Raw genomic sequence first — 26,096 nt, forward strand, 5'->3', positions numbered from 1 at the left:
TGATTTGATATAATTCAAATTAGACTTTTAAGATTGTGGGTTGTGAACTGTCTATTATCAGTTGTTTATGTTGTCTTCAAAAACTTCTATAATCAGTGATCTATATTCTTTATGTAAAATTAAACATTCGATATCGAAATTATTATGTCTACTAAACTCTTAAACTCAAATCAAAAAATCAACAATCGTTAATCAATAATCGTTAATCAACAATCGTTAATATTCAATCTGCATTCCAACTTTCTCCTTAAAAAAACATCTTCCGCCTCCTCACCAACAGCCAAATCACCACAGGTGCGCCCACCAATGAGGTAATGGCATTAATAGGTAAGGTATAGTCACTGGTTGGCAATTGTGCAATGCTATCACAAATAAGCATCACAATGGCACCAAATAAAAATACGGCAGGCAGCAGAGTTTTATGGTTAGACGTATGGAAAATCTGACGTGTCATATGCGGAATGGCCAAACCGATAAAGGCAATTGGACCTGCAAAAGCAGTAATGGTTCCTGCCAATAAACTGGTAGCAATAATGATCATGAGCCTACTCCGCTTTAAATTCAAACCCATGCTTTTAGCGTAATTTTCACCTAAAAGTAAGGTGTTTAGGCCTTTTATCGAAATGGTTGTCAGCAAAACTCCTGTAAGATAGATTAAAAAGAAAATAAAAAGTTCATTCCACGAGAGGTTGCCCAAGCTGCCAAAGCCCCAAAAAACATACTGTTGGAGTTGCTCTGCAGAACTAAAATAAGAAAGGACACTCACCACGGCAGCGGTGATACTCCCAAACATCAATCCTATGATAAGGATGGCCATAGTATCTCGTACCTTAGAAGAAACGACCATGACGGCCAAGAGCACTAAAAAACTTCCTAAGCTTGCAGCAATCACTACGCTCCATTTGGAGATCAATAGCGTGGTAAAAACACCGCCAAAAAAGCCTGAACCCAAAATAACTAATGCGACACCTAAGCTGGCACCAGAACTTATACCCAAAACAAAGGGTCCCGCCAACGGATTTCTAAATAGCGTTTGCATCAACAAGCCTGAGATTCCCAGTCCTGAACCGACTAAAATAGCCGTAAAGGCTTTTGGCAATCGGTAATTTTGAATGATGTATTGCCAGGATTTATTATCAACATCGCCAATTAAACTCTTGAAAATTTCCTTTGTGGGTATGGACACAGATCCCAAACTAATGTTCACGAAAAAACAGATGACGAGCAGCACTATCAGGATCAGGAATGGAGATGTGTATTTGTTGTCCATGATTTTTTAGACCTCACAGGTTTTTGAAACCTGTGAGGTCTTAATGATTTATTATTTTAAACGCTCAAAAAAATGAGGCTCATAGTCGGTTAATAGCTCCGGATGCGCAATCTTAATTAAATCCTTTAAGACCAAATCAGGTCGCGCCATGCCCATTTCAAAATAGGTAACACCTCCTGTTTTTCCGGTGGTATTGACAAAGGAATAGACCGCTTTGTTTTGGAATGCTTTAAACTTGGTATAATGGGGATTCGCTTTTTCTATGGCCTCCAAACTTGAGTAATAGGAAGGGCTTATCCAAATCTCGGCATCTTTAGCCTTGTCAAAAACAACTTCAAAATTGAGTGAAAGACTGCCTTGATCTGTGGTTTCACTCCATAAATAAGTAGCGTTGGCATCTTTCAACAGGATGGCTTCAGAACTCGTGCCACTTGGCAAATACCAAATATCCTTGTACATGGCACCACTTAATACTGTGGGACTTTGAGTGACATTTTGGGCAATCTTTTTAGCTTCTAAATAATCGGTTTCAATTTTTTTGAAAATCGAATCGGCTTCTTTCTCCTTATTGTAAAGCACACCAAAAAACTTGATCCATTCTGCTTTGGCCAAAGGCGATTTTTCAACCCAGTCACCATTAAAAATTACTGGAATTCCCGCTTTCTGTATGTTATCGAAAGTTTTGTTGTTGCCATCAATTCCGAAACCAATGACCAATTCAGGCCTTAGTTCCAACAGTACTTCCGTATTGATACTTTCATTCTTGCCCAATTCGCGCACCAAGCCTTCCTCTATTAAAGCTCTTGTTTTTTCTGAGGACACATAATTGGTGTCAGGAAAACCGATCAACGTGTTTTCTACATTTAGTAATTCCAATGCGGGAATGTGAGTGGTGGAGGTGACCACTATTTTTTGAATGGGCGTAATGATAACACCATCATAACTCGTTTTGTCTAATTTAATTTTGGACGCCATCTCATGACTTAGCAAAAGATATCGATAGGATTTATCCGATTTTGGCCACGGGTTTTTGATTTCTAAAATCTTAAATCCGTCATGATTTTCGATGGTGAAACCTTCAGCGTAGGAGAGGGATGCGTGATCATTGTCGCCTGTCTGGGGTTTTACCTCTGATCCTTTGTCTTCTTTGCAGTTAACAAGGATTAAAAACAGTAATAAAAGTGATATTTTCTTCAAAATCTTATTTTTTAACGTCAAAAGTAAGATTATTAACTGAAATAGGCGACTTGCCTGTCGGGAAGATTCTGGATTAAAAACAATTTAAGCCTTCGGAGTTTATCCATTAAAAATGATTAATTTTGTCCCGAATTTGGTTTGATATAATAATCTATGTCAATTAAAAGGGAATTTGGTTAAAATCCAATACTGTTCCCGCAACTGTAAGCTATAACGCTTCATGTTACACTTCAAGTCACTGTTACGCATTGCGCGATGGGAAGACGAACATGAAGACGCAAGTCAGGAGACCTGCCAATTTCATCATCAAAAGCGGCTTTCGGGTAAAGAGCCTTTAGATTATGAATAGACTACTTTATATTTTTATTATTCTGATCCTTGGCAACGTGAATGTTGTCCGTGCACAGCTGGATTCTATTCAAAAATTGGACGAAGTCCTCTTGAGCGATGTAAAGTTGAAACGCTACGCTTCAGGATTTAAAGTATCAGTATTAAAAGATTCTGTTTTAACAAAAAGTCCGTGGTCATTGACCGATTTACTTCGCTACAATTCAAATATCTATTTTAAGGAAAATGGCTATGGCATGGTGTCTTCGCCATCTTTTAGGGGGACGAATGCCTCACAAACCGCTGTGGTTTGGAATGGTATCAATATCAATTCACAACTTAACGGTCAAGTCGATTTTAATACCATCAACACGTCAAATTATGATTCTGTTGAGATCCGTAGCGGTGGTGGCAGTGTGCAATACGGCAGTGGCGCCATAGGAGGGAGTGTGCATTTGAGTAATGACTTGTCGTTTATGAAACACACCGATCATACGGTGAGAATGGGTTATGGTAGTTTTGATACCAAGCGAGCAAATTACGGACTTTCATCAGGTTCAGAGCATTGGTCGGTTAATTTAGGAATTGCCTATGTCGATTCAGAAAATGATTATAAATATCTGGGTACCGACAAAACTAATAAAAATGGTCAATACGATAATTTAAGCTTTAATCTCAATGCGGGCTATCTGCTTAATGACCATCATGTATTCAAATTGTATCACCAAAGTTTTGTAGGGGATCGAAATTTTTCAGGAACGCTCTTGGCGCCGTCAAAAAGTAAATACGAAGACACCAATTACAGGTCGATGTTGGAATGGGGCTATTTTAATAAACAGTACACCTCAAAATTAAAGGTGGTGCATCTTCTAGAGGAATTTAAATATTTTGAGAATAAAGATGCAGAATACTTTTCTTTTGGTCGGGTCCAGAGTTTTATAGGAAATCACAATCTCAATATCAAACTGACTGAAACTATTGATTTGCGAACCATCATTGAGTTTGCCAAGTACTCTGGAAACGGCGATGATTTTGCAAATCCGAATAGGAATGCATTTTCGGCCACCGCATTGTGGCGACATCAGGTTTCTGAACCACTGATTTACGGATTGAGCATTAGAAAGGACATTACCTCCGATTTTGAAAGTCCGCTCGTGTTTTCTGTGAATGGCGAATATCGTTTTAGTGAAAGTTATGCCATTAAATTAAATGGTTCTAAAAATTTCAGGGTGCCCACATTTAATGATTTGTATTGGAATCCTGGCGGTAATCTGGATTTGCTTCCTGAATCCTCTTATCAAGTGGATTTCGGACAGGAATTCTCATCCAAATTCATCGATCTAAAATTGAACGCTTATTATATCAACACCAAAGATATGATCCAATGGGTACCTGATAACACTGGATTGTTTCGTCCACAAAATATTAATAAGGTCAAAAGTTACGGTGGTGAATTGGAGGTTTTCCTTAAACATACTATCGGAAATCATCATTTCAAAATGAATTCTGGATATTCCTATACGGTTTCTGAAAATGATGCCAATGCCAAGCAGCTCATTTATGTACCCTTGCATAAAGCCAATATAAACTTCGGCTATAGTTTTAAAGCTGTGGAATTATTCTATCAGCATCTCTTTAACGGTGAGGTTAACATTATTGGAGGACAGTTGGATGGTTATGATGTAGGCAATGTCGGGCTTTCCTATAATTATGAGCTTTCCAGAAATGTCCATTCCATTTTACAATTTAATATCAATAACCTTTATAATACAACCTATGAAAATGTGGCGTTGCGTCCAATGCCCAACCGAAATTATCAATTACAATTAACTCTCAAATTTTAAAACTATGAAAATTAAAAACAATTTAGTATTAGCTTTATCACTAATTATTCTGTCATTCTCTTGTAGTAGTGATGATGATAACAATCAACAAGAACCACAAGGTGCTTATGAAGAGGGTATCTTGATTACTAATGAAGGTAATTTTGGTCAAGGCAATGGGACTGTGAGTTTTGTGTCAAATGATTTTTCTTATACAGAACACAGTGTGTTCTCCAATGTCAATGGTAGATTGTTAGGAGATACCACTCAAAGTATTGGCTTTAGTGATGATTTAGCATATATCATTGTCAATAGCTCGCAAAAGATTGAAGTTGTAAATCGTTATACATTTCAATCGGTAGCAACCATTGATTCTGGATTGATGAATCCAAGATTTATCACTTTTATATCTGGAAAGGGCTATGTGACCAATTGGGGCGATGGTTCCAATGCAGAGGATGACTATGTTGCGGTGATTGATTTAGAAACTAACACAGTTTCTAGCACAATTCCAGTAGGAGAAGGCCCCGAAAGAATTGTTAATAATGGATCGACTATTTATGTAGCACATCAGGGTGGGTATAGTCAAAATAATATTGTTTCAGTTATTGATCCAGATTCTGATGTTGTAACGACCATTACCGTTGGTGATGTGCCAAATTCGATGGTTTTTGATAACCAAGGATTATTATATGTTTTGTCTGGTGGCATTCCAGCTTGGACAGGAAATGAAACTGGAGGGCAATTAAACGTTATCAATACAAGCTCAAATACCGTTTCAGCGACTCTTGAGTTTGGCGATAATGAGCACCCATCTAATTTATCTTACGGAGAATCACTTTATTACACCCTAAATGGTGGTGTTTATAAGTTAGCTGTAGGAACCTCCATATTGCCGACAACGTCAATAATTGAAAATGTCAATTTTAATTTCATGACCATCCACAATAATATCTTATACGGTGTAGATGCAGGTGACTATACTTCAAGTGGGACTCTACAAAGTTTTGATTTAGGAACAAATGCACCAAAGCACTCGAAAGTGGTTGGAATTATTCCAGGTGGAATTTACTTTAACGATTAATTATATTTTAAAGGCCGCTGAAAAGCGGCTTTTTATTTACTAAACTGAACACTGTTGCTTAGAATATCAAACTCTAATAAAAGCGATCACTAGGAATGGTAAAGCGCTACTTTTTTAAACTGTTTTGACTAGACTTTCTGAATGCCATTTTTCAGATAATTAGACTTTAATTATGACCAAAAATATAAACGAGATGATGTGCCTTGACATATATCTTTCATCATTGAATGAGCACGAATTGAAAGCTGTAGATTTTGAAAATAATTTCGAAACCATTCAAACCATGCCATTATTGAGTTGGGATATTTATAGCGACTATCGTTTCAGTCAATTTAATGAATTACAAAGAAATCAAGACATTATAAATGTAAAAGCACTGGCGCAAAAATTTAATTGGAACGTAGACATTAATGAATTGTTTAAGGAGGAAATCTTTGAAGCTATTGTGGTAACCGATTTAAAACAGAAAATAATTTGGGTCAATAAAGGATTTACAGAAATGACAGGTTACTCCAGAAAAGAGGCCTTAAATAGAACACCCGGATTTTTGCAAGGTCCAAAAACCTCTTTGGAAGTGAAAGAGCGTATTCAAATCAAATTATCAGGTTTAACACCTTTTAAAGAAGTAATTGTTAATTATAAAAAAAATACGGAGGCATATAAGTGTGAAGTTAAGATTTTCCCTTTATACAACGAGAAAACGACACATTTTATAGCTTTAGAAAAACGAGTGATATGACTATAGAAGAACGTAAGGAAAGAGCAAAGACTACCATTTTTAAAGCGGTATTTCCAAGTACAACAAATCATTATGATACGCTCTTTGGAGGCACAGCCATGCAGTTAATGGACGAAACGGCTTTTATAACCGCAACAAGATTTAGCAGACAGAGGATGGTAACGGTTTCTTCAGATCGGATTGATTTTACAAAACCCATTCCCGCAGGCACTATTGTAGAACTTACGGGGAGAGTGACGTCTATTGGCAACACGAGTTTAAAGGTGCGTGTCGAAATTTATGTTGAGGAAATGTACTCGATGTCTCGAGAAAAAGCGGTTTCTGGCGAATTCACCTTTGTAGCCATTGGAGAAAATAAACTTCCTGTAGAGGTGATCAAATAATTGGTGCTGCGGTTTTAATAAAATAAGAAGTTAAATATTTAAAAAGAGGACTAATCGCCGATTTTTATAATGGTAAATTTGTCGAAATTGAAATCCTGTTTATAGTCAAGATTTTAGAAAGTATTAGAATAAATGAGTAAAATGAGGGCTTCGATTAAAGCTATTGGAGGTTACGTGCCAGAAACAATACTAAATAATTCACATTTAGAAAAAATTATAGATACCACTGATGAATGGATTATTTCCAGAACAGGTATAAAAGAACGTCGAATTTTAGATGACAAATCGCTGGCAACATCAGATATGGCTTCTTTTGCCATTAAAAACTTATTAGAAGACGGCGCTATAGATCCAGATGAGATCGAATGTCTTATTTTGGCAACTTCCACACCCGATTATGCTTTAACTCCAACCGCCGCATTGGTATGCGAAAAAGCTGGACTGAAAAATGCCTGGGGCTTTGATTTAAATTCAGCGTGCAGTGGATTTTTATACGGACTTTCAGTAGGCGCCAGTTTTATTGAAAGCAATAGGTATAAAAAAATATTAGTTGTTGGCGCAGATAAAATGAGTTCTATTGTCAATTATGAAGATAGGAATAGTTGTATTCTCTTTGGAGATGGTGCTGGCGCAGTGCTATTGGAAAATGACGAAAGCGGTTCAGGAATTATGCAGAGCATTTTTAAGGTAGATGGTAAAGGTTCTAAGTTTCTTTCCGTTCCTGGCGGTGGATCTCTACTTCCAACCTCTGAAGAAACAGTTCTTGCCAAAAAACATTATGTGCAGCAAGATGGAAAAACCGTATTTAAACAGGCTATTAAAAGCATGAGTGCGACCTGTAAAGATATTATGGCAAAAGCTGACCTGTCAATAGATTCTATCGACTGGATTATCCCACACCAGGCTAATTTAAGGATCATTCAAGCCGTAAGTGAGGAGGTTGGTATCGATATCAAAAAATTCAAAATTAATATAGAAAAATACGGGAACACAACAGCAGCCACTATTCCTTTGTGTTTATGGGATTTTAAAAACGATTTCAAAAAGGGAGATAATATTATCATCACCGCTTTTGGAGCTGGTTTTTCTTGGGGAAGCACTTATGTGAAATGGTAATTTATTTCAATTCATAAAACGATAAAATCATTGACAAGAGCCTAAAGTTTCTGTAGGAGCTCAGAGAATTCTGATAGCTAGTTCGTGTTCTATGGCATTCTCCTTGCGACCTGAACCTTGAAACTAAGTCAGAGGCACTTATACCCGAATTCAAACATTAAAAACCCGCCGGTAAGAAGAAAGTAAACCGGGATTGATAGCAATGGTCTCGGCATCACAACAAGTGTGTAATTCTGAAGAGTTGAGAGTGGTATAAATAAAGAAAGCGGATGGTTATCTATTGACAACTATCCGCTTTTTTTATGTGATGATTTTATCTCAAATTTTGAAATGCTGGAAGATGGTCCAGGACATCAATATACATTTCATTATCCAAGAGCTTTTTGTCAACTTGATCTTTTAATGGAATCAGGTTATTATCTACAGATGGAAATGCTCGTCCACTTCCAGTAATATTAGCAATTGCTTTTGCCAAAAAAGGTTCGTCAGCCTCACCTAAAACACCAAGGAAGTTCACTGCTTCTGTCATTTGGAACTGCTCCATTGAGTTTAAAAAACCTTTAGGTGGCACCCGGACATCATCTTTATTTACAGAAACAGCAACTAAAGGCTGAATGGCATAGGTGTGATTAGGATTTGCATTTTGACGAGAAAAGTTTTCAGAGTCATATAAAGTCACTGAAGCTTGGGATTTTCCGGTTGTTCTACCACCAATTTGAACCACATCAATATATGCAGATAAACCGTTAATAATTAGCTCACTGGCTGAAGCTGTTCTGTTTGTTGTTAAAACATAAACTTTATCTAAGTTGAGTGAATTAATGGCACCTACATCTCCAGGAGCATTGTTCTTGAATGTATATGAAGTGTTTTCTGATTGCAAATTTTCATTCCAAACAAGCTTGGAGAAAACTTTACCATTGAATTGACCGGTGATCATACTAGCCAAAAGTGCTGCGGTACTTACTGATCCGCCACCATTGTATCTTAAATCCAAAACCAAATGTTGGATGCCAGCAGATTTAAATTCCCCGAATGCTTCATTGAGCTGCTTGTCGTAATTACTTGTAAAGCTGTTATACATTAAATAACCAATTTTAGAGCCATTGATGTCCAGTACTTTGGTGGTGTGAACAGGATTTTCAGTATATGGTTTTTTGGTCAATGTTGCAGTTTCAGAAGTCGAGTCTACGCTGTCATCATTAGGATTTGCAGTGCCGTTGTCATTATAAGTTGCAAAATTTAAAGTGTACGTGTCCTTATTTAAAAGCGAATTAAAGTTATCTGCAGTCATTTGAACACCATCAATAGCATTGAAAATCTGCCCCCGTTTTAATCCAGCGGCACTTGCTTCACTATCATTCAACACCAATCGGATAACTCCAAAAACCTTAGTATTGCTACCAGGTTGGTAATAATAATTGGACTCTAGACCATTACTTTTGAAAACACCTTGAAATTGTTGTTCCAGAGCGATATAATCATCAGTGATAAAACTAAAGCGATCCACAACTTCCCTTTGGTATATCAAACTTTCAAAGAATTCTTCAGGTTCTGAATACCCGTTTATATAGTTAACATAAGCTTCGTCGCTGGTAAACCGATTGTCTGCCAAATTTGGAATATCCGATTTATAGAGATAAAAAATGTTCATCGCAGTCCAAATAAAATCATTGACTTCATTTTTAACGACGGCTGGTGGTGTGACTTCATCATCTTTGTCTTTATAACAACTTGTGTTTAGGCTAAATACAATCAGTGCAAAAAGGGCAATTTTTAAAACTTTCATGGGACTTATTTTTTTTAATCAATTAATTCATCGGTAATTTAACTCGAAATTTACTTACATTATTGTAAACTTAAAAATATTTGTAACAAAACTGAATGTCTCTCGTCGTAAGAGTAGAAACAGATTTAACTCATCTGTTATAAAACCAACCATAATGACACAAACTGATTTTGTAAAATTGGTATTGCCTTTTAAGGATAAGGTCTACCGGCTTGCTCGACGGCTTCTGGTTTCTAAAGAGGAAGCAGAAGATGCCACGCAAGAGATCTTAATAAAGTTATGGAACAATAAAGAAAAGATTGAGGATTATAAAAACGTAGAGGCTTTTTCAATGACGATGACCAAAAATTTGTGCTTGGACCGTTTAAAATCGAAACAGGCCCAAAACTTAAAAATTGTCCACAGCAATTACCAGGATCATAACCTATCCTTACAAAAACAAGTGGAACTCAATGATAGTGTAGATTGGGTTTCTAAGATTATGGAGGAATTACCAGAACAGCAAAAAATAATTGTGCAACTAAGAGATATAGAGGATTATGAATTTGATGAGATTGCAAAGGTTTTGGAAATGAACGAGACCGCAGTGAGAGTAGCCTTGTCGAGGGCAAGAAAAACAATTAGGGAAAAATTGACTAAAAAACACAGCTATGGCATTAAATAATATAGAACAACTTTTAGAAAAGTATGACAATGCTGAAACAAGCTTGGCTGAAGAAGCACAAATAAGAGCTTATTTCGCCCAAGAAGAGGTGCCTGCACATTTAGAATCGTACAAGCTATTGTTTCAATATGTGTCGCATACAAAACAAGAACAGTTTACCAAAGACGTTCCATTACAACCTAAACGTACAAAAGTGTACCAATGGATTTCTGTCGCAGCCGTGGCGGTTCTTATGTTGGGCGCCTATTTTCAAGTGACTCAAATGAATCAGACAAAAACTTTGGACGATTTAAGTCACGAACAATTGATGGCCTACAACCAAACCATGGAGGTGTTTAACTTAGTGTCAACAAAGCTCAATAAAGGTTCTGCTCATTTGGGCGCCTTAGATCTAGTGTCCACTAAGTTAAATGAAGGTGCTGAAAATCTGGTCTATGTCAAAGAATTTAATAAAGCAACAAATAAAATAATTAAAAACAAGTAACCTGATTAAATATAAGAATTATGAAAAAATTAATAAACCTTCGCGCATACCTTCAAAAGAAGAGTGACGTAAGCAAAAAAGCAGTTGTTGTCTTGGCCCTTATGATTGCGCCAATGGTATCCTTTGGACAAAGCTTTTTTAATAAATATGAGTCCATGAAGGGTGTCACCTCTGGAGTGATCAGTCAAAAAATGTTTAAAATGATTGCGACCATTGATGTGGATCTTGAAGATCCGGAAGCCCAAGGCTTTTTAGATATGGTCAAGAAAATTGAGAGCATCAAAGTGTTGAGTACTGGTGATGATAACATTTCTTCAAGCTTGGCAGCTGATACTGAAAAGTATATTAGCAGTTCAAAATTGGATGAATTGATGCGATTTAAAGATGGTAACCAAACGGTAAAGTTTTACGTCAAAGAAGGCCGTGATGAAAATCATGTCAAAGAACTGTTAATGTTTATCAGTGGTTTGAAAGAATTGACCAAAGACACCAAGGTTGAAATCAATGGTGAAAAGAGAGAGATTGAAACCATCTTAGTTTCCATTGTTGGTGATGTGGATTTGAGAGAGATCTCTAAAATTACCAGTAAAATGAATGTTCCTGGTGGAGAACATCTTGAAAAAGCTGGAAAAGGTAAAAAACAATAACTATGATCTCATTAATGAAAAATCTAGCAGGTATGATCCTCTTGGTTGTAACACTACAAAGTTGCAATCAAGGTCAATCATTACAACGTTATTACGTAGACAATCAAGAACAGCCTAATTTTCTTTCGATAGATGTGCCATTAAGCATGCTAAATCTGGATAAGGAACAATTGACCGATGATCAAAAGGATGCCTATAAATCCATCCAAAAGTTGAACATGTTGGCTTACAAGGTCACTCCTGACAACACTTTGGAATATGAAGTGGAAATGGCAAAAGTAAAAACCATTTTGGACGATTCTAAATATGAAGAATTAATGCGTGGAGGCAATCCTGAAGACGGAACGTTTGTCATTAAAATTTTGGGAAAAAAAGATGATATTGAAGAGTTTATCCTATTTGGGAGTCTTGATAATAAGGGGTTTGCCATTATACGGGTCTTAGGAAGTGACATGAACCCCAATAAAATTATGACTTTGGCTTCGGTAATGGATAAAGCAAATATTGACGATTCCAAACTCAGTCAGTTTACCGAGTTTTTTAAATAAGCAGAGAAAAAAACGGTATATTTAATATTGAAAATCACCCAAGAAACGTTAAGCTTCTGGGCGATTTTTGTTTTTATATAATCTGATGAACATATATCCGACGAGACAGATAAAAGTTCCAAGGAGCAAAAACTTCACAATAAAGTAATCGAGCACATCAAAAATACCGGCTATTAAAAAAACAAGGGTAACAATCCCTGTAAGTATTAGTCCTATGAAATCGATTTGGTTCATCTTCTAAATTCCTGTGTAATTACTTGGTGTAATTTGTTTCAGTTCTTCTTTTATAGCGTTTGAAACTTCTAAGGTATTAATGAAATCTGAGATGGACTTTTGATTGATTGTGGTATTGGTCCGGGTCAATCCCTTTAAAGCTTCATACGGATTTGGATAGGCCTCTCGTCTTAAAATGGTTTGGATAGCTTCTGCAACAACGGCCCAGTTATTTTCTAGATCTTCTTTAAATTTAGGTTCGTTCAGTACCAATTTGCCCAATCCTACCAAGGTGCTTTTGAATCCGATAAGCGTATGGCCAAAAGGTACGCCCAAGTTTCTCAAGACCGTACTATCTGTTAAGTCACGCTGTAACCGTGATATCGGCAACTTTGCGGATAAGTGCTCAAAAATAGCATTGGCGATTCCTAAATTACCTTCGCTATTTTCAAAATCGATGGGATTTACTTTGTGTGGCATGGCACTACTGCCAACTTCACCTTCCTTAATTTTTTGTTTGAAATAATCCATGGATACATACGTCCACATATCCCTGTCCAAATCAATAAGGATGGTGTTGATGCGTTTTAAATTATCAAATAACGCCGCCATATGATCATAATGTTCAATTTGGGTGGTAGGGAAGGAGTGCTGCAAGCCTAATTTTCCTTGAACAAACTCGGTTCCAAATGCTTTCCAATCGATATTTGGATAGGCAACTTTGTGGGCATTGAAATTTCCTGTTGCACCGCCAAATTTTGCGGCACTCGGGATATCATTGAGCAAATTGAATTGTTCCTCCAAGCGCACTGCAAATACCTCTATTTCTTTTCCTAATCGTGTAGGCGACGCAGGTTGTCCGTGTGTACGTGCTAACATCGGGATGTTTTCCCATGCTGCAGAAAGTTCTTTCAACTTTTTTACCAAACTCTTGTATTCAGGGACATAAACGTCGTTCATGGCTTCCTTAATACTTAGAGGAACAGCAGTGTTGTTGATATCCTGAGAGGTCAGTCCAAAATGGATAAACTCTTTATGGGCATTCAGATCTAGCGCGTCAAATTTCTCCTTAATAAAATATTCAACCGCCTTAACATCGTGGTTGGTGACCTTTTCAATGGCTTTAATGGCAAGTGCATCTTCCGTTGAAAATTCCGTATAAATCGCTCTTAAATCGTCAAATTTTGAAGTTTCAAAATCTTTGAGTTGTGGCAATGGAATTTCGCATAACGCAATAAAATAATCGATTTCTACTTGAACTCGATATTTGATGAGGGCTTCTTCTGAGAAATAATCGGCTAAACTGCTGACTCTGCTTCTATATCTTCCATCAATAGGAGAAATAGCATTTAAAGGTGATAATGACATTGGATGCGTTGTTTTGTTGTGTTAAAAAGAAGATGCAAAGATAAGAAAGAAAGTTAGAAGTTAGGAGATGGAGGCTCGAAGTATGTTTGAATAAAAATTTTGAAAAAACGGAATTATTAACACCATTGGGTTTTAATACCTCGAGGCTTGTCGCGATCGAAAAACATTTCCTTATTTTTATGCCTCAAGCAACTAAATGGAAATGGCAATAGCAACCGTCATCGGTCACCCGTCACCCGTCTAATAAAATAAATTCGTGATAAATAAAAAACTACTCATCATCGGTCATGTGTGGCCAGAACCAAGAAGTTCTGCAGCAGGAAGCCGAATGATGCAACTTATTGAAAGTTTTCAAAAGGAAGATTATGAAATTATTTTTGCCAGCGCCTGTGCTAAAAGCATTAATGCATTCGATTTGTCTGAAATTGGAATCGTTCAAGCCAACATTGAGTTGAACCACTCCAGTTTTGATCATTTTATCAAGAGTTTTAATCCCGATGTGATTCTTTTTGATCGATTTATGACCGAAGAACAATTTGGTTGGCGCGTTGCTGAACAATGTCCAGAGGCTTTGAGAGTTCTCGATACTGAAGATTTGCACTGCCTAAGAAAGGGAAGACAGCAAGCTTTTAAGGACGGTAAGACGTTTGATTCTTCATATCTTTTTAATGACTTTTCAAAACGTGAAATGGCGAGCATTTACCGCTGTGATCTGTCTTTAATTATTTCAGAGGTTGAAATGGAAATCCTAACAAATGAGTTCAAAATGCCTAAGGAATTAATTTTTTATCTTCCTTTTCAACTCGATTTAATTTCTGACCAAGAGAGTTCAGAACTTCCTTATTTTGAAAATCGACAACATTTTATAACCATTGGTAACTTTCTGCACGAGCCTAATTATAATTCCATTTTATATCTGAAAGAAACTATTTGGCCCTTGATTAAGAAGGAATTACCCAATGCCAACTTGCACATATATGGTGCTTACGCCTCTCAAAAAGTGAATCAATTACACGATGAAAAGAGCGGATTCTTAATCAAAGGTTTCGCCACAGATGTTAATGAGGTCATGGCAAAAGCAAAAGTGTGTTTAGCTCCTTTGCGATTTGGCGCGGGTTTAAAAGGAAAATTGGTTGACGCAATGAAAAATGGAACGCCTTGTGTCATGACTTCTATTGCTGCTGAAGGCATGTTTGGAGATGTAAAGCCAAATGGAGCTATCGAGGATGCACCAGATTTATTCGCAGAAAATGCGGTCTTACTTTATGAAAACAAAACTATTTGGAGCGAAAAGCAGCATCATGGTTTTAAAGTCCTCAACCAACGCTTCAATAAGTCAAACTTTCATGATCGGTTTTTTAATGATATTGATGAAACCATTCAACATTTGAAAGAACATCGACAGAATAACTTCACGGGACAAATGCTACAGCATCATCTACTTAATTCCACAAAATATATGAGTAAATGGATTGAAGAGAAAAATAAATGAAGCTAATGTCTATGTGCACTGACTCTTATTATACTAAAATACACCGTGCATTAATGTTTCTCCAAAATATAATCCGCAAAAAGATGTTGAGAATCGGTCAATCGATCACTGATTTTTAGAAATGAGCCTTCTAAAATGGTGTTTAAAATCTGGTCGTTATATTTTCTGCTGGTTTCCATGTGGATTTTTTCACCTTTTTTAAAGGTGAAAGTTTTGTCAAGACTTTTTATTGCAATATTTTGATCTTTTGTGCTCACCAAAAAACTTCTGGCTATGCCTTCTTCTTCATTGTATTCTGGTTTGTGTTCAAAAGTATTGATGTCAAAATTGGCATCCAACTCGTTATTGATTCGCGTTAATAAATTCAGATTAAAACGTTTGGTGATGCCTTGAGCGTCATCATAGGCTGGAAGTACAATAGATTTTGGCTTTATCAAATCTACACCCAGTAATATCTTATCGCCAGTTTTTAAATTATGATCTAATTTCTGAATAAATTCCTTGGCTTTTGAATCGTTAAAATTTCCAATATTTGAACCTAAGAATAAAACGACTATTGGATGTGATGAGGTTTTGAAATCGCCAAGAACATTAAAGTAATCGCCTTGTTTTGGATCGATTTTTACCGTTGGCAATTCGTTATTTATAGATGCTTTTAATTGTTCCAATGCATTTTCTGAAATGTCGACGGGTGCATATTTAAAATTATAGCCCTGATCATCCAAAGCCTTCAGTAATTGTTTGGTTTTTGTGCCATCGCCCGCACCTAACTCTACGAGCTCGAAGAAGTCGTTTTTTTCAAGTTTGAGTGCTTTTATAAGTTGTTGATGTTGATTTTTAAAAATATCAAATTCTGCGCTGGTCAAATAATATTCGGGCATATTCATGATTTCGACAAACAAGGCATCGCCGATTTTATCATAAAAATATTTGGATGGCAAGGTTTTATTTGTGGCACTTAAACCAAAATCGATGTCTTTTTGAAAGTTTTCGTTCATATATTATTTTGCAAGTCTGATTCCGGAAAATTGCCATTGTGCTTGAGGATGGAAAAAATTTCTATAAGTATGGCGACTATGGTTTGACGCAGTGGCGCTGGAAGCACCTCTCAAAACCATCTGATTGATCATGAATTTACCGTTGTATTCACCTACCGCTCCTTTGGCTGTTTTGAATTTAGGATAAGGTAGGTAGGCGCTGTTGGTCCATTCCCAATGCGTTCCCCATTGCAGTTTTTTTGATGCGACTTCCCATTCAAACTCTGTAGGCAATCGATAACCTTTCCATAGTGCAAAGGCGGAGGCTTCATAAAATGAAATATGGGTTAGAATAGCATTTTTGTCGATGGCTTCCAAACCAGACAACGCGTACTGGTGCCATTCATCATCTACCGTTTTCCAATATAAAGGATGTGCTATCTTATTATCCTTGATCCAAAACCATGCTTCATCCAACCAATATTTGGGTTGTTTATAACCATCATCATTTATGAATGTCATAAAATCGCCATTGGTAACAAGACCCTTGGAAATTTCGAACGGTTCCAAAAACACGCGATGCACCCCCAATTCATTGTCAAAAGAAAAGTCATTAGTGGCATGACCAATGGTGTAAATGCCCTCATCTATTTTCAGCCATTCCTCAGAGCCATTAAAATGATTGACAAAGTTTTTTTCGTAGAGTTTTGGGTATAGCGGATTTAACGATAAGGTGTATTTAATATCTGAAACCAATAGTTCCTGATGCTGTTGCTCGTGGTTGATTCCTAAGATGGTCAGGGATATGACCTCTTCATCAGCGGTGGATTCCAATAAATTGATCATGGCTTTGTCCACAAACGCTCGGAAATCATAAACTGTCTCAATTTTAGGACGAGTCAATAAACCCCTGTTGTTTCTTTCAATCCGTTCGCCAATACTGTTGTAATAACTATTGAATAAAAATCCAAAATCTTTATTAAATACTTGATAGTTCGGCACATGATTTTTTAATATCATTTCTTCAAAAAACCAGGTAACATGCGCAATGTGCCACTTTGGTGGACTTGAGAAAATCGCAGATTGTGGAGTGTAATCCTCTACTTGTAAAGGTTTGCAAAGTGCCTCTGTACGTTGGCGGGTTTCGATATATTTTTTAGTGAGTGTATTCATGATATTTATAAAGATACTAAGGATTTTATGAATTTAAAATGGAAATATGAAATGGGTGCGTTTTTCTTGTGAATGAGTTAGAAGGCATTAGGTATTGGGGAGAAGATTTAATTATGGGTTATAAGGTCAGAGTTATGAGTATGTACATTCCTACATAAGATTAACAATAAGGAATGAGGTTTTTAATGATGACTTAATTGGTCTTTGGATATTTGAAGTTTGAGATTTTTAAATTCTGTAGGTATCAAAATAAATTATAGTTTTGCAACTTCAAAATTTAAACTATGATTTCAGTCGATAATTTAGCTGTGGAATTTGGCGGAACTGCCTTATTCAGTGAGGTGTCTTTTACCATTAATGAAAATGATAAAATTGCCCTAATGGGTAAAAATGGTGCGGGTAAATCTACCATGATGAAAATTATTGCCGGCGAACAAAAACCATCAAAAGGTAATGTGCGCTATCCGAAAGATGCAATTATTGCCTACTTGCCACAGCATTTGCTGACTGAAGATGCTTGTACTGTTTTTGAGGAGGCTTCTAAAGCTTTTGCGCATGTGTTTGAAATGCGCGACGAAATGGAGCAGTTAAATAAAGCTTTGGAAACGAGAACGGATTATGATTCTGATGAATATATGCGGATTATTCAGAAGGTGTCGGATTTGGGTGAAAAATATTATGCTCTGGAAGATGTCAATTACGATGCTGAGGTTGAAAAGGCTTTGGCGGGCTTAGGTTTTAAGCGTTCTGATTTTACGAGAATGACCAGCGAGTTCAGCGGCGGATTTCGGATGCGGATCGAATTGGCAAAAATTCTGTTGCAAAAACCAGATTTGATCCTACTAGATGAGCCTACCAACCATATTGATATCGAGTCGGTGATCTGGCTGGAAGATTTTTTGCTCAACAAGGCCAATGCCGTGATGGTCATTTCTCACGACAAGGCTTTTATTGACAATATCACCAATAGAACGATTGAAGTGACAATGGGTCGGATTTACGATTATAAAGCCAACTATTCCCATTATTTGCAATTGCGTGAAGATAGACGTGTGCATCAAATTAAAGCGTATCAAGAGCAGCAAAGATTCATTGCTGATAATATGGCTTTTATTGAGCGATTTAAAGGTACCTATTCTAAAACCAATCAGGTCAATTCTAGGGAGCGGATGTTAGAGAAACTGGAAATCATTGAAGTAGATGATATCGATACATCAGCTTTGAAATTGAGATTTCCACCGGCACAACGTTCTGGGGATTATCCGGTAACCGTAAAGGATTTATCAAAATCCTATGGGGACCACGTCGTGTTTGAAAATGCCAATATGTCCATTTCAAGAGGGGAGAAGGTTTCTTTTGTAGGTCGAAATGGTGAAGGAAAATCCACCATGATCAAAGCCATTATGGGGGAAATTGAGGTGGAAGGAAAGTGCCATTTGGGACATAATGTAAAAGTGGGTTATTTTGCTCAAAATCAAGCCTCGCTATTGGATGAAAGCCTCACCATTTTCCAAACCGTCGACGAAGTTGCGGAAGGTGATGTGCGAACGCAAATCAAGAATATCCTTGGGCGTTTTATGTTTAAGGGCGATGATATTGATAAGAAGGTAAGCGTGCTTTCGGGTGGAGAGAAAACACGGTTGGCTATGGTAAAGCTGCTGTTGGAACCAGTTAACTTATTGATTCTGGATGAGCCTACCAATCACTTGGATTTAAAATCAAAAGACGTTTTAAAAGAGGCACTTTTGGATTTTGATGGCACCTTGATTTTAGTGTCGCACGACCGTGATTTTCTACAAGGCCTATCGCAGAAAGTATTCGAATTTAAAGACCAACGGGTCATTGAACATTTTGAAACTATTGACGATTTCTTAGTGAGAAATAGAATTGAAAACTTAAAGGAAATTGATTTGAGGAAATAATATTTGTGGTGGTATAATTACATAAACTTCCAAATGCGCTCATCTTTTTAGGTTTTTTTCATTAATTTTTGTGCCTCAACACCTTTGTAAATCTATATTTTAGACTTTAAATACTGAACAATAATCCTTTATGAGAAAAGCCGTTAGACTCTTAATTAGTAACTTAAGAACTTTTTTAAGAGATAAATTACATCAATATGATGTGACCCTTCCGTATATCATCACTGTTGTTGTTGCGCTTATAGTCGTTGTTGGAGGAATTAACTTGTTTATAGAACTTACTGAAACTTTAAAATCAGATTTACTGGCAGATTATGACCAAAAAATCACAGAATATGTAATTTCCTATCGATCACCTTCACTTACCAAATATTTTATTTTTGTAACCCATGTGGGCGATATCTATGGTTATGCCTTCGTTTTGGGAACTTTTATGTTGTTGTCCATTTTCGTATATAAGCGATGGAAATATACCTTGCAAATTATTTTCGTTTTGGCACTCTCTGCCATCTCAAACCTAATTCTTAAACGTTTTGTGGATCGTGCTAGACCTGGCATTGAGCACATGGTATCTGTGGAAACTTTGAGTTATCCAAGCGGACATGCCATGAGTGCCATGGCTTTCTACGGATTCTTGATGTATTTGTTCTACAGATTTAAGATGAATATCTTTTTGAAAATTGCCATCATACTGCTCTTGGGTATTTTAATTCTGAGTATTGGCATGAGCCGAATTTATCTTGGCGTCCATTATCCGTCTGATATTGCTGGTGGGTATATTGCAGGATTTATCTGGGTGATTTTTTGTATTCTTATTTTTGATATTATCGAAGTCTTCAGAAGAGATCCACGGACGCCTACGGTTTGAGGCTGAGCTTTTATATTCGCCTGGTATCCCCATACTTAGACTGGTCGGATTGCCGTGAGAAATTTCGCTGCATTTTCTTCAAATAAGAATAAAAACTGCACATGTTTTTTTGAGTTTTAACTTACTGATACTATATTTGTTACATCAATATTATGACAAAATTATGTTCTACCAACAGGAGTTAACCCAAGAACAATCCGAGGCACTTATCAGCATTTTGAAATCTCGTTTTGAAACCAATCAAAATCGTCACCCGAATTTGAGTTGGGATGTCATTGAAGATCGTTTAAAAAATCACCCTAAAATACTATGGTCTCTCAATGAAATGGAACGTACCGGAGGCGAACCTGATGCTATGGGACATGAAAAAACAACGGATGCGTTCGCTTTTTATGATTTTTCAAAAGAAAGTCCAATAGGAAGAAGAAGTTTATGCTATGACCGCGAAGGCTTGGAATCAAGGAAGGACCATCCACCAAAAAACTCAGCCATTGCTATGGCAGAAGAAATGGGCATCGATCTTTTAACAGAAGAAGACTACCGTGCCTTACAAAAACTTAGCGCTGTTGATTCTAAAACATCAAGTTGGCTGAAAACCCCTTCAGAAATTAGAAAATTGGATGGCGCTGTTTTTGGCGACTTCAGATTTGGCCGTGTCTTTGTATACCATAATGGACCGCAATCTTATTATTCTGGTAGAGGTTTTAGAGGAGTGCTTAAAATTTAGTAACAGTAATTCTTAAAAAACAATGAAGCTCATTCTATTTTAATTGTTATTTTTAAAGTCCCTACGAATTAAATGAGGTTTTAAATTGTTTATAAAACACCTGTTTCCCTGTTTTTTATTTCTATTTTTTTGTATTAAAATCAGTTGGTCACAAAATGTCCCACCTGTTATTGATGCCGTTGGAGATCAGGTATACTGCCCATTGACCCAGATTCCGGTGGCAACCCACTTTAATATTTCCGATCCTGATGATCATGGAATTTCAGAATTGTTCATTCAAATTTCCACAGGTTATGCCGTCAATCATGATCAATTATTTTTGACCGGTACGCATCCCAATGTCACATCCACATGGAATAATACGGAAGGCAAATTAACCCTTTCAGGGGTTGGCAATGCATTGATACCTTATCCCGATTTGATAAATGCCGTTTTGGAAGTGGTTTTTGAAAGTGATCTGGCTTCGATTTCTGGCGATCGGTATTTTTCATTTACCATAGGAAACGCCAATTATTTGCCTTCAACAGGCCATTATTACGAATTTATTTCTGCGGTAGGCATCACTTGGAAAGATGCTGAAATTGCAGCGTCCAACCTAACTTATTACGGGTTGCAAGGTTATTTGGCGACCATTGGTTCTCCTGAAGAATCACAGTTGGCAGGAGAACAGGCCTCAGGTGCAGGTTGGATTGGAGGTACAGATGAGGAAGAAGAAGGGGTTTGGAAATGGGCGACCGGACCGGAAGCTGGAGACGTGTTTTGGATTGGTGGCATCAATGGATCGGCGCCACAAGGACAATATGCCAATTGGAACACTGGAGAACCTAATAATTTAGATGGGGAGGATTATGCACATATCACCGCACCTGGGGTTGGTGTGCGAGGGTCTTGGAACGATTTAAGTAATACAGGCAGTAGCAGCGGGGATTACCAGCCTAAAGGTTATATTGTAGAATATGGAGGCATGCCTGGAGATCCTGAAATCGATCTTTCAGGAAGCACCAAAATCTCAATAAATACAACGCTCCAAGCCATCAACCTGCCGTCCCAAACTCCTGTTTTTATGGAATGTGATTCCGATGCAGACGGGGATGATGCGAATGGTTTTACAGATTTTAATCTTAATTCTTATCTACCCGATTTGCTCAATGGGAGTGCAGTATCCGATTTCGATTTCAGCTTTTATACGGATTCAAATTATACGATTTTGATCGCTGATCCTTCCAATTTTAGAAATACCGTTCAAGATGGCCAACCCATTTATATCCGAATTTTTAATTATGAGTTTGGAACCTGTTCCATTGACACTTCAATTTTGATAGGTGTTGCGAAATTGCCGGAAGTGCCAAATGGAATTACGTATCAAAATTGTGATAAAGACGGCATTGCCGATGGGTTTACAGATTTTAATTTGAATGAAATTGATGTGCTCTTAAATCCGAATAATGCTTCAGGCGTATCAATTAGCTATCATCTCACTCTGGCGAGTGCGAATGCCGGTCCCAATCCCAGTTATCCTGCTCTAGATCCGTCACCATTTAATAATTCCATTGCTTCCACCATCTATTCACGTGTTGAAAATGCCGATGGGTGTTATGCTGTATCAACCATTCATCTACAGGTGTCCACCACGTCTTTTCCTGCAGGCTATCTCCAACAATTAGTTTTTTGTGATAATGATGGCCTTAACGATGGATTTTATGAATTTGATTTGAGAAGGAATGAATCGGAGTTTTTCAACCAATTCCCAACAGGTCAAAATCTGAGTGTGCATTATTACGAGGATTTCGAAGATGCACGATTGAATCGCAATGAAATTCAGAATCCGTCAAGTTTTGTAAACACCAAAACCTTCTCACAGATGATTTTTATTCGGGTTCAAAGCACAGACAACGGCAATTGTTTTGGCGTTGGACCGCATTTACAATTAACTGTAAATCCTTTGCCGGAATTTTCGGTGATTCAGAGAGAAGGCTTGTGCTTAAATGGAAATCCGATTGTTTTGGAGATCGACAATCCTACCGGGAATTATAGTTATATCTGGAACAATGAAACTAATGATGTGGTCAGTACGGAAGCAACGGCAACTATTTCTTCAGGAGGAACTTATACGATTATCGCAAGGTCACAGGTTGGCTGTGAATCCGTGCCAGTCCTCTTTCGTGTGGAAGCATCAGAACGTGCCAATTTAACGGATGACAGTATTTCTATTGATGATCTCTCGGAGGCGAACACCATCACCATTGACACCGAAAGTTTGGGGATTGGTGATTATGAGTTTTCTTTGGGAAGTAGTTATGGACCGTATCAAGATGCACCGATTTTCACCAATGTTGCCGCTGGAGTTTATACCCTTTACGCACAGGACAAAAACGGCTGTGGTGTTGCTGACCTGGAGGTGTATGTGATGGGTTTTCCAAAGTACTTTACCCCAAACAACGACGGTTTTAATGACCGATGGAATCTCAAAGGTTTTGAGGGACAATTTTCAGCGCAATCCTATATCGATATTTATGATCGTTATGGAACGCTTCTTTCGCGAATACAACTGAATGATCTCGGATGGGACGGCTTTTATAAAGGCGAACCCTTACCAACTAACGATTATTGGTTCGTAGCGCATTTTTTAGATCATGAAGGTAAACTGCGGAATTATAAAGGGCATTTTAGTCTTGTAAGGTGATTTTATTAGTTATTAGTTATGAGTTCAAAGTTTTGAGCCTCAACTTCAACTTCAATTTCAATTTCCACTTCATAGTCTTCTGCGAATATCTGCGTAATCTGCGGGAAAAACATAAAGTTTATGCTTCTAGATTTTCAACTTCAACTTCAATTTCATAATCTTCTGAGAATATCTGCGTAATCTGCGGGAAAAACTCAAAGTTTATGCTTCTAGATTTTCAACTTCAATTTCAACTTCAACTTCAATTTCAATTTGGCTCCAGCATCCCCATAACCATTTTTACTCCAAGGGTCGCCGTTTCAGGAATGACCGTTAAATTCCCACGACTCGTCATGGCAGGTTTGGGATCAATAAAAAAGATCGGGATCCCTTCAGGAACATAATGCATTAAGCCAGCTGCAGGATAAACTTGCATTGACGTTCCAATAATGATCAGAACATCGGCTGTGGCACAAATTTCCATGGCGGTATCCATCATCGGGACCATTTCCCCAAACCATACAATATGTGGTCTCAATTGGTGACCTTGTGGGCAGGTGTCTCCCATTTTAATATCGTCTCGATGTTCAAAATAACTGAGTTCGTCAACAACGTTTCTAACTTTTAGTAATTCGCCATGCAAATGAACGACTTCAGTGCTTCCTGCACGTTCATGCAAGTCGTCCACATTTTGTGTGATGATGGAGACCTTGTAATCTTTTTCGAGCGATGCCAAATCATAATGTGCCGCATTGGGTTCTACGCTTAGCAACTGTCGTCTCCGTTGGTTGTAAAAGTCAAGGACCAACTCCGGGTTTTCCTGAAATCCTTCAGGTGTTGCCACCTGCATCACATCATGGCCTTCCCATAATCCGTCCGCATCCCTAAAAGTTTTTATGCCGCTTTCAGCACTCATACCAGCGCCAGTAAGTACAACAATATGTTTCATGTGTTTAGTCTTTATCTTATTATTTAATTCATTTACAAGTTTCAAAAGTCATTTGTCAAGCTTCATAAGGTTTCAATATCATAAAAAACGGAAATCCTTAGAAGAAATAACACCTCTAAACTTGGGGTCGCATTATCTTTGTTTCGTTACTTTGCCTAATATAACCTATTTCAATGATTGACCTCCAACTTTTAGAACATTTAGAATCGCATCTCACAACACAACGAAAAGCACGATTTGATGCGGTCATTACAAATCGGACCAAGCATTTTACGGTAGCTACTGAAGACGTTTATCAATTGCACAACACGAGTGCCGTGATCAGGAGTTGTGATGTCTTTGGCATTCAAGAGGTGCATATAGTGGAAGAGCGGAATTCCAAACGCATTGATCGGGAAATCGCCATGGGGTCTCAAAAGTGGGTAGATTTGAAGCGATTTCATACGGTTAAAGACTGTATCAAAAACCTGAAACAAAACGGGTATCAAATAGTGGCCACAACGCCGCATGAGAACGATCAGCTCCTTGCCGATTTCGACATCACTAAGAAGTCCTGTTTCTTTTTTGGAAGGGAAACCGAAGGGCTATCCCAAGAAGTGTTGGATGCTGCAGATTGCTATTTAAAAATCCCTATGGTAGGCTTTACAGAGAGTTTAAATATTTCTGTATCGGCGGCCATTATTTTACAGGATGTCACAAATAAGTTACGGAGATCTGATATAGAATGGCAATTGTCCGAGCAGGAACAATTGGAAAAGCGATTGGATTGGGTTTCAAAAACCCTGAAAAGTTATGATGGGATTGTGGCGCGTTACTATCAAGAAGTAAAGTCTACCTAGACCTACGTTGGCTTCTGCTCAGGATTTTGTATTCTTCGTAACATTCGTTGATGGCATCCAAGATTTGAAGATCATTGGCTGTTTGAATAAACTCTCTGGAGTAGTTGCATTGGCTGACAATTTCATCTAAATCAATCCGATCGACCTCTAACAAGACCATAAGCATTTCACGATCAAAACGAGACGCCAAAAGATTTCTGATTTCATCGTCCTTCTTCATCTGCTTTAACTTCTGCAGCTCATTGGGTTTTTTCCCAAACATATTGTATAAAAAGTCGGCAGGATTAAAGAGGGCTCCTAAAACCTTATTTACTGCACCGGTGTTGCCCGCTTCGTATCCTGTTGAGGATAATCCGGAAATACTATATCGGTAATTGGTTTTAACGGGAACTTGTTTGATGTCAATTTCTAAATACCCTGTAAGTCGCAACTGATTCACGACCACTTCTTCTAAAGCGAGCGCCAATTCTGTCATTTCAATTTTGGTTTCCCCAAATTTCAACCAGTCGTTTGTCACCCTAACCTTAATGGATTTATAGCCTAAAAAAGAAAAGTGCAGCGTGTCATTTGCCGCTGCTTTTATTTCGAATTGACCTGTACTGTTGGTAGTGGTACCAATTACTTGATTTAAGTTGACAATATTTACACTTTCCAAAATGTCGTTCGTACTCGTGCTATAAACCACGCCTTTAACAGCGGTCGGTTCCTGTGCCAAACTCAGTGAAGAAATGAAGAAAAAAGCAGTAAGTATTAGTAGGTGCCTCATTGGTTTATTTATCCGATAAAAATAAGAAACAAAACTCACAAAGATGTTGAAACCTTGGAAAATTGATAT

General features: G+C 37.5%; 23 protein-coding genes and 1 riboswitch. Of the genes, 15 read left to right on the top strand and 8 right to left on the bottom strand.

Going from position 1 to position 26,096, the window contains the following annotated elements:
- Nucleotides 1–247: 247 nt before the first annotated feature.
- Complete coding sequence (locus ESZ48_RS09115; RefSeq protein ID WP_129017071.1) at nucleotides 248–1,270, bottom strand: FecCD family ABC transporter permease; 1,023 nt, start codon at nucleotides 1,268–1,270, stop codon at nucleotides 248–250.
- 51 nt (nucleotides 1,271–1,321) lie between these two features.
- Nucleotides 1,322–2,467, bottom strand: a complete 1,146-nt coding sequence (locus ESZ48_RS09120; protein ID WP_129017073.1) for an ABC transporter substrate-binding protein — start codon at nucleotides 2,465–2,467, stop codon at nucleotides 1,322–1,324.
- 117 nt (nucleotides 2,468–2,584) lie between these two features.
- A riboswitch (cobalamin riboswitch) is annotated at nucleotides 2,585–2,780 on the top strand.
- 28 nt (nucleotides 2,781–2,808) lie between these two features.
- Between ESZ48_RS09120 and ESZ48_RS09125 the strand changes: the two genes are divergently transcribed.
- The 5 genes from ESZ48_RS09125 (at nucleotide 2,809) to ESZ48_RS09145 (ending at nucleotide 7,939) form a co-directional block, all read left to right on the top strand.
- Nucleotides 2,809–4,638 carry a TonB-dependent receptor plug domain-containing protein gene (locus tag ESZ48_RS09125; protein WP_129017075.1) on the top strand — a complete coding sequence of 610 codons (1,830 nt, stop codon included), beginning with the start codon at nucleotides 2,809–2,811 and terminating at the stop codon, nucleotides 4,636–4,638.
- Nucleotides 4,639–4,642: 4 nt separating this feature from the next.
- Complete coding sequence (locus ESZ48_RS09130; RefSeq protein ID WP_129017077.1) at nucleotides 4,643–5,701, top strand: YncE family protein; 1,059 nt, start codon at nucleotides 4,643–4,645, stop codon at nucleotides 5,699–5,701.
- Between the two features lie 172 nt (nucleotides 5,702–5,873).
- Nucleotides 5,874–6,440: a PAS domain-containing protein gene (locus tag ESZ48_RS09135; RefSeq protein WP_223266404.1), complete on the top strand. Its 567-nt coding sequence runs from the start codon at nucleotides 5,874–5,876 to the stop codon at nucleotides 6,438–6,440.
- The gene (locus ESZ48_RS09140; RefSeq protein ID WP_129017079.1) at nucleotides 6,437–6,823 is read left to right on the top strand and encodes an acyl-CoA thioesterase; all 387 of its coding nucleotides are present in this window, start codon (nucleotides 6,437–6,439) and stop codon (nucleotides 6,821–6,823) included. The genes ESZ48_RS09135 and ESZ48_RS09140 overlap by 4 nt, the downstream gene beginning before the upstream one ends.
- 132 nt (nucleotides 6,824–6,955) lie before the next feature.
- Nucleotides 6,956–7,939, top strand: a complete 984-nt coding sequence (locus ESZ48_RS09145; RefSeq protein ID WP_129017081.1) for a beta-ketoacyl-ACP synthase III — start codon at nucleotides 6,956–6,958, stop codon at nucleotides 7,937–7,939.
- Between the two features lie 313 nt (nucleotides 7,940–8,252).
- On the opposite strand, the gene ESZ48_RS09150 is transcribed toward ESZ48_RS09145, so the two are convergent.
- Nucleotides 8,253–9,728 carry a S41 family peptidase gene (locus ESZ48_RS09150; protein WP_129017083.1) on the bottom strand — a complete coding sequence of 492 codons (1,476 nt, stop codon included), beginning with the start codon at nucleotides 9,726–9,728 and terminating at the stop codon, nucleotides 8,253–8,255.
- A gap of 154 nt (nucleotides 9,729–9,882) precedes the next feature.
- Between ESZ48_RS09150 and ESZ48_RS09155 the strand changes: the two genes are divergently transcribed.
- Genes ESZ48_RS09155 through ESZ48_RS09170 form a run of 4 tightly spaced genes read left to right on the top strand, consistent with a single transcriptional unit; the run spans nucleotide 9,883 to nucleotide 12,071 of the window.
- Entirely contained in the window at nucleotides 9,883–10,392 is a 510-nt protein-coding gene (locus tag ESZ48_RS09155; RefSeq protein ID WP_129017085.1) for an RNA polymerase sigma factor, read from the top strand.
- Nucleotides 10,379–10,876 carry a hypothetical protein gene (locus tag ESZ48_RS09160; protein WP_129017087.1) on the top strand — a complete coding sequence of 166 codons (498 nt, stop codon included), beginning with the start codon at nucleotides 10,379–10,381 and terminating at the stop codon, nucleotides 10,874–10,876. The genes ESZ48_RS09155 and ESZ48_RS09160 overlap by 14 nt, the downstream gene beginning before the upstream one ends.
- 20 nt (nucleotides 10,877–10,896) lie before the next feature.
- A complete protein-coding gene (locus ESZ48_RS09165; RefSeq protein ID WP_129017089.1) occupies nucleotides 10,897–11,523 on the top strand; it encodes a DUF4252 domain-containing protein in 627 nt (208 codons plus the stop codon).
- Between the two features lie 2 nt (nucleotides 11,524–11,525).
- On the top strand, nucleotides 11,526–12,071 hold the full coding sequence (locus tag ESZ48_RS09170) for a DUF4252 domain-containing protein (protein WP_223266405.1): 546 nt from the start codon (nucleotides 11,526–11,528) through the stop codon (nucleotides 12,069–12,071).
- 237 nt (nucleotides 12,072–12,308) lie between these two features.
- On the opposite strand, the gene purB is transcribed toward ESZ48_RS09170, so the two are convergent.
- Nucleotides 12,309–13,652 carry an adenylosuccinate lyase gene (purB, locus tag ESZ48_RS09175; protein ID WP_129017091.1) on the bottom strand — a complete coding sequence of 448 codons (1,344 nt, stop codon included), beginning with the start codon at nucleotides 13,650–13,652 and terminating at the stop codon, nucleotides 12,309–12,311.
- Between the two features lie 259 nt (nucleotides 13,653–13,911).
- Between purB and ESZ48_RS09180 the strand changes: the two genes are divergently transcribed.
- Complete coding sequence (locus ESZ48_RS09180) at nucleotides 13,912–15,144, top strand: glycosyltransferase family 4 protein (protein WP_129017276.1); 1,233 nt, start codon at nucleotides 13,912–13,914, stop codon at nucleotides 15,142–15,144.
- A 50-nt stretch (nucleotides 15,145–15,194) separates the two neighbouring features.
- Here the strand turns inward: ESZ48_RS09180 and ESZ48_RS09185 are convergent, their stop codons facing one another.
- Both ESZ48_RS09185 and egtB read right to left on the bottom strand, forming a co-directional pair.
- Nucleotides 15,195–16,142 (bottom strand): L-histidine N(alpha)-methyltransferase, encoded by a 948-nt coding sequence (locus ESZ48_RS09185; RefSeq protein WP_129017093.1) that lies wholly within the window; start codon nucleotides 16,140–16,142, stop codon nucleotides 15,195–15,197.
- Nucleotides 16,143–16,145: 3 nt separating this feature from the next.
- Nucleotides 16,146–17,294 carry an ergothioneine biosynthesis protein EgtB gene (gene egtB / locus ESZ48_RS09190; RefSeq protein ID WP_129017095.1) on the bottom strand — a complete coding sequence of 383 codons (1,149 nt, stop codon included), beginning with the start codon at nucleotides 17,292–17,294 and terminating at the stop codon, nucleotides 16,146–16,148.
- Between the two features lie 284 nt (nucleotides 17,295–17,578).
- Here egtB and ESZ48_RS09195 point away from each other — a divergent pair, with 284 nt between their 5' ends.
- The 4 genes from ESZ48_RS09195 (at nucleotide 17,579) to ESZ48_RS09210 (ending at nucleotide 23,494) form a co-directional block, all read left to right on the top strand.
- Entirely contained in the window at nucleotides 17,579–19,216 is a 1,638-nt protein-coding gene (locus ESZ48_RS09195; protein ID WP_129017097.1) for an ABC-F family ATP-binding cassette domain-containing protein, read from the top strand.
- Nucleotides 19,217–19,346: 130 nt separating this feature from the next.
- The gene (locus ESZ48_RS09200; RefSeq protein WP_129017099.1) at nucleotides 19,347–20,084 is read left to right on the top strand and encodes a phosphatase PAP2 family protein; all 738 of its coding nucleotides are present in this window, start codon (nucleotides 19,347–19,349) and stop codon (nucleotides 20,082–20,084) included.
- A 163-nt stretch (nucleotides 20,085–20,247) separates the two neighbouring features.
- Nucleotides 20,248–20,811 (top strand): DUF4256 domain-containing protein, encoded by a 564-nt coding sequence (locus ESZ48_RS09205; protein WP_129017101.1) that lies wholly within the window; start codon nucleotides 20,248–20,250, stop codon nucleotides 20,809–20,811.
- An 85-nt stretch (nucleotides 20,812–20,896) separates the two neighbouring features.
- Nucleotides 20,897–23,494, top strand: a complete 2,598-nt coding sequence (locus ESZ48_RS09210) for a T9SS type B sorting domain-containing protein (protein ID WP_129017103.1) — start codon at nucleotides 20,897–20,899, stop codon at nucleotides 23,492–23,494.
- Between the two features lie 247 nt (nucleotides 23,495–23,741).
- Here the strand turns inward: ESZ48_RS09210 and ESZ48_RS09215 are convergent, their stop codons facing one another.
- Nucleotides 23,742–24,422 carry an SIR2 family NAD-dependent protein deacylase gene (locus tag ESZ48_RS09215; protein ID WP_129017105.1) on the bottom strand — a complete coding sequence of 227 codons (681 nt, stop codon included), beginning with the start codon at nucleotides 24,420–24,422 and terminating at the stop codon, nucleotides 23,742–23,744.
- A gap of 173 nt (nucleotides 24,423–24,595) precedes the next feature.
- Between ESZ48_RS09215 and ESZ48_RS09220 the strand changes: the two genes are divergently transcribed.
- Nucleotides 24,596–25,261, top strand: coding sequence for a TrmH family RNA methyltransferase (locus ESZ48_RS09220; RefSeq protein ID WP_129017107.1), 666 nt, complete (start codon nucleotides 24,596–24,598; stop codon nucleotides 25,259–25,261).
- Here ESZ48_RS09220 and ESZ48_RS09225 read toward each other — a convergent pair.
- Nucleotides 25,254–26,027 carry a carboxypeptidase-like regulatory domain-containing protein gene (locus tag ESZ48_RS09225; protein ID WP_129017109.1) on the bottom strand — a complete coding sequence of 258 codons (774 nt, stop codon included), beginning with the start codon at nucleotides 26,025–26,027 and terminating at the stop codon, nucleotides 25,254–25,256. The genes ESZ48_RS09220 and ESZ48_RS09225 overlap by 8 nt on opposite strands.
- Between the last annotated feature and the right edge of the window lie 69 nt (nucleotides 26,028–26,096).

The sequence above is a fragment of the Gelidibacter gilvus genome (assembly GCF_004115975.1).
In the GTDB taxonomy this organism is placed as follows: domain Bacteria; phylum Bacteroidota; class Bacteroidia; order Flavobacteriales; family Flavobacteriaceae; genus Gelidibacter; species Gelidibacter gilvus.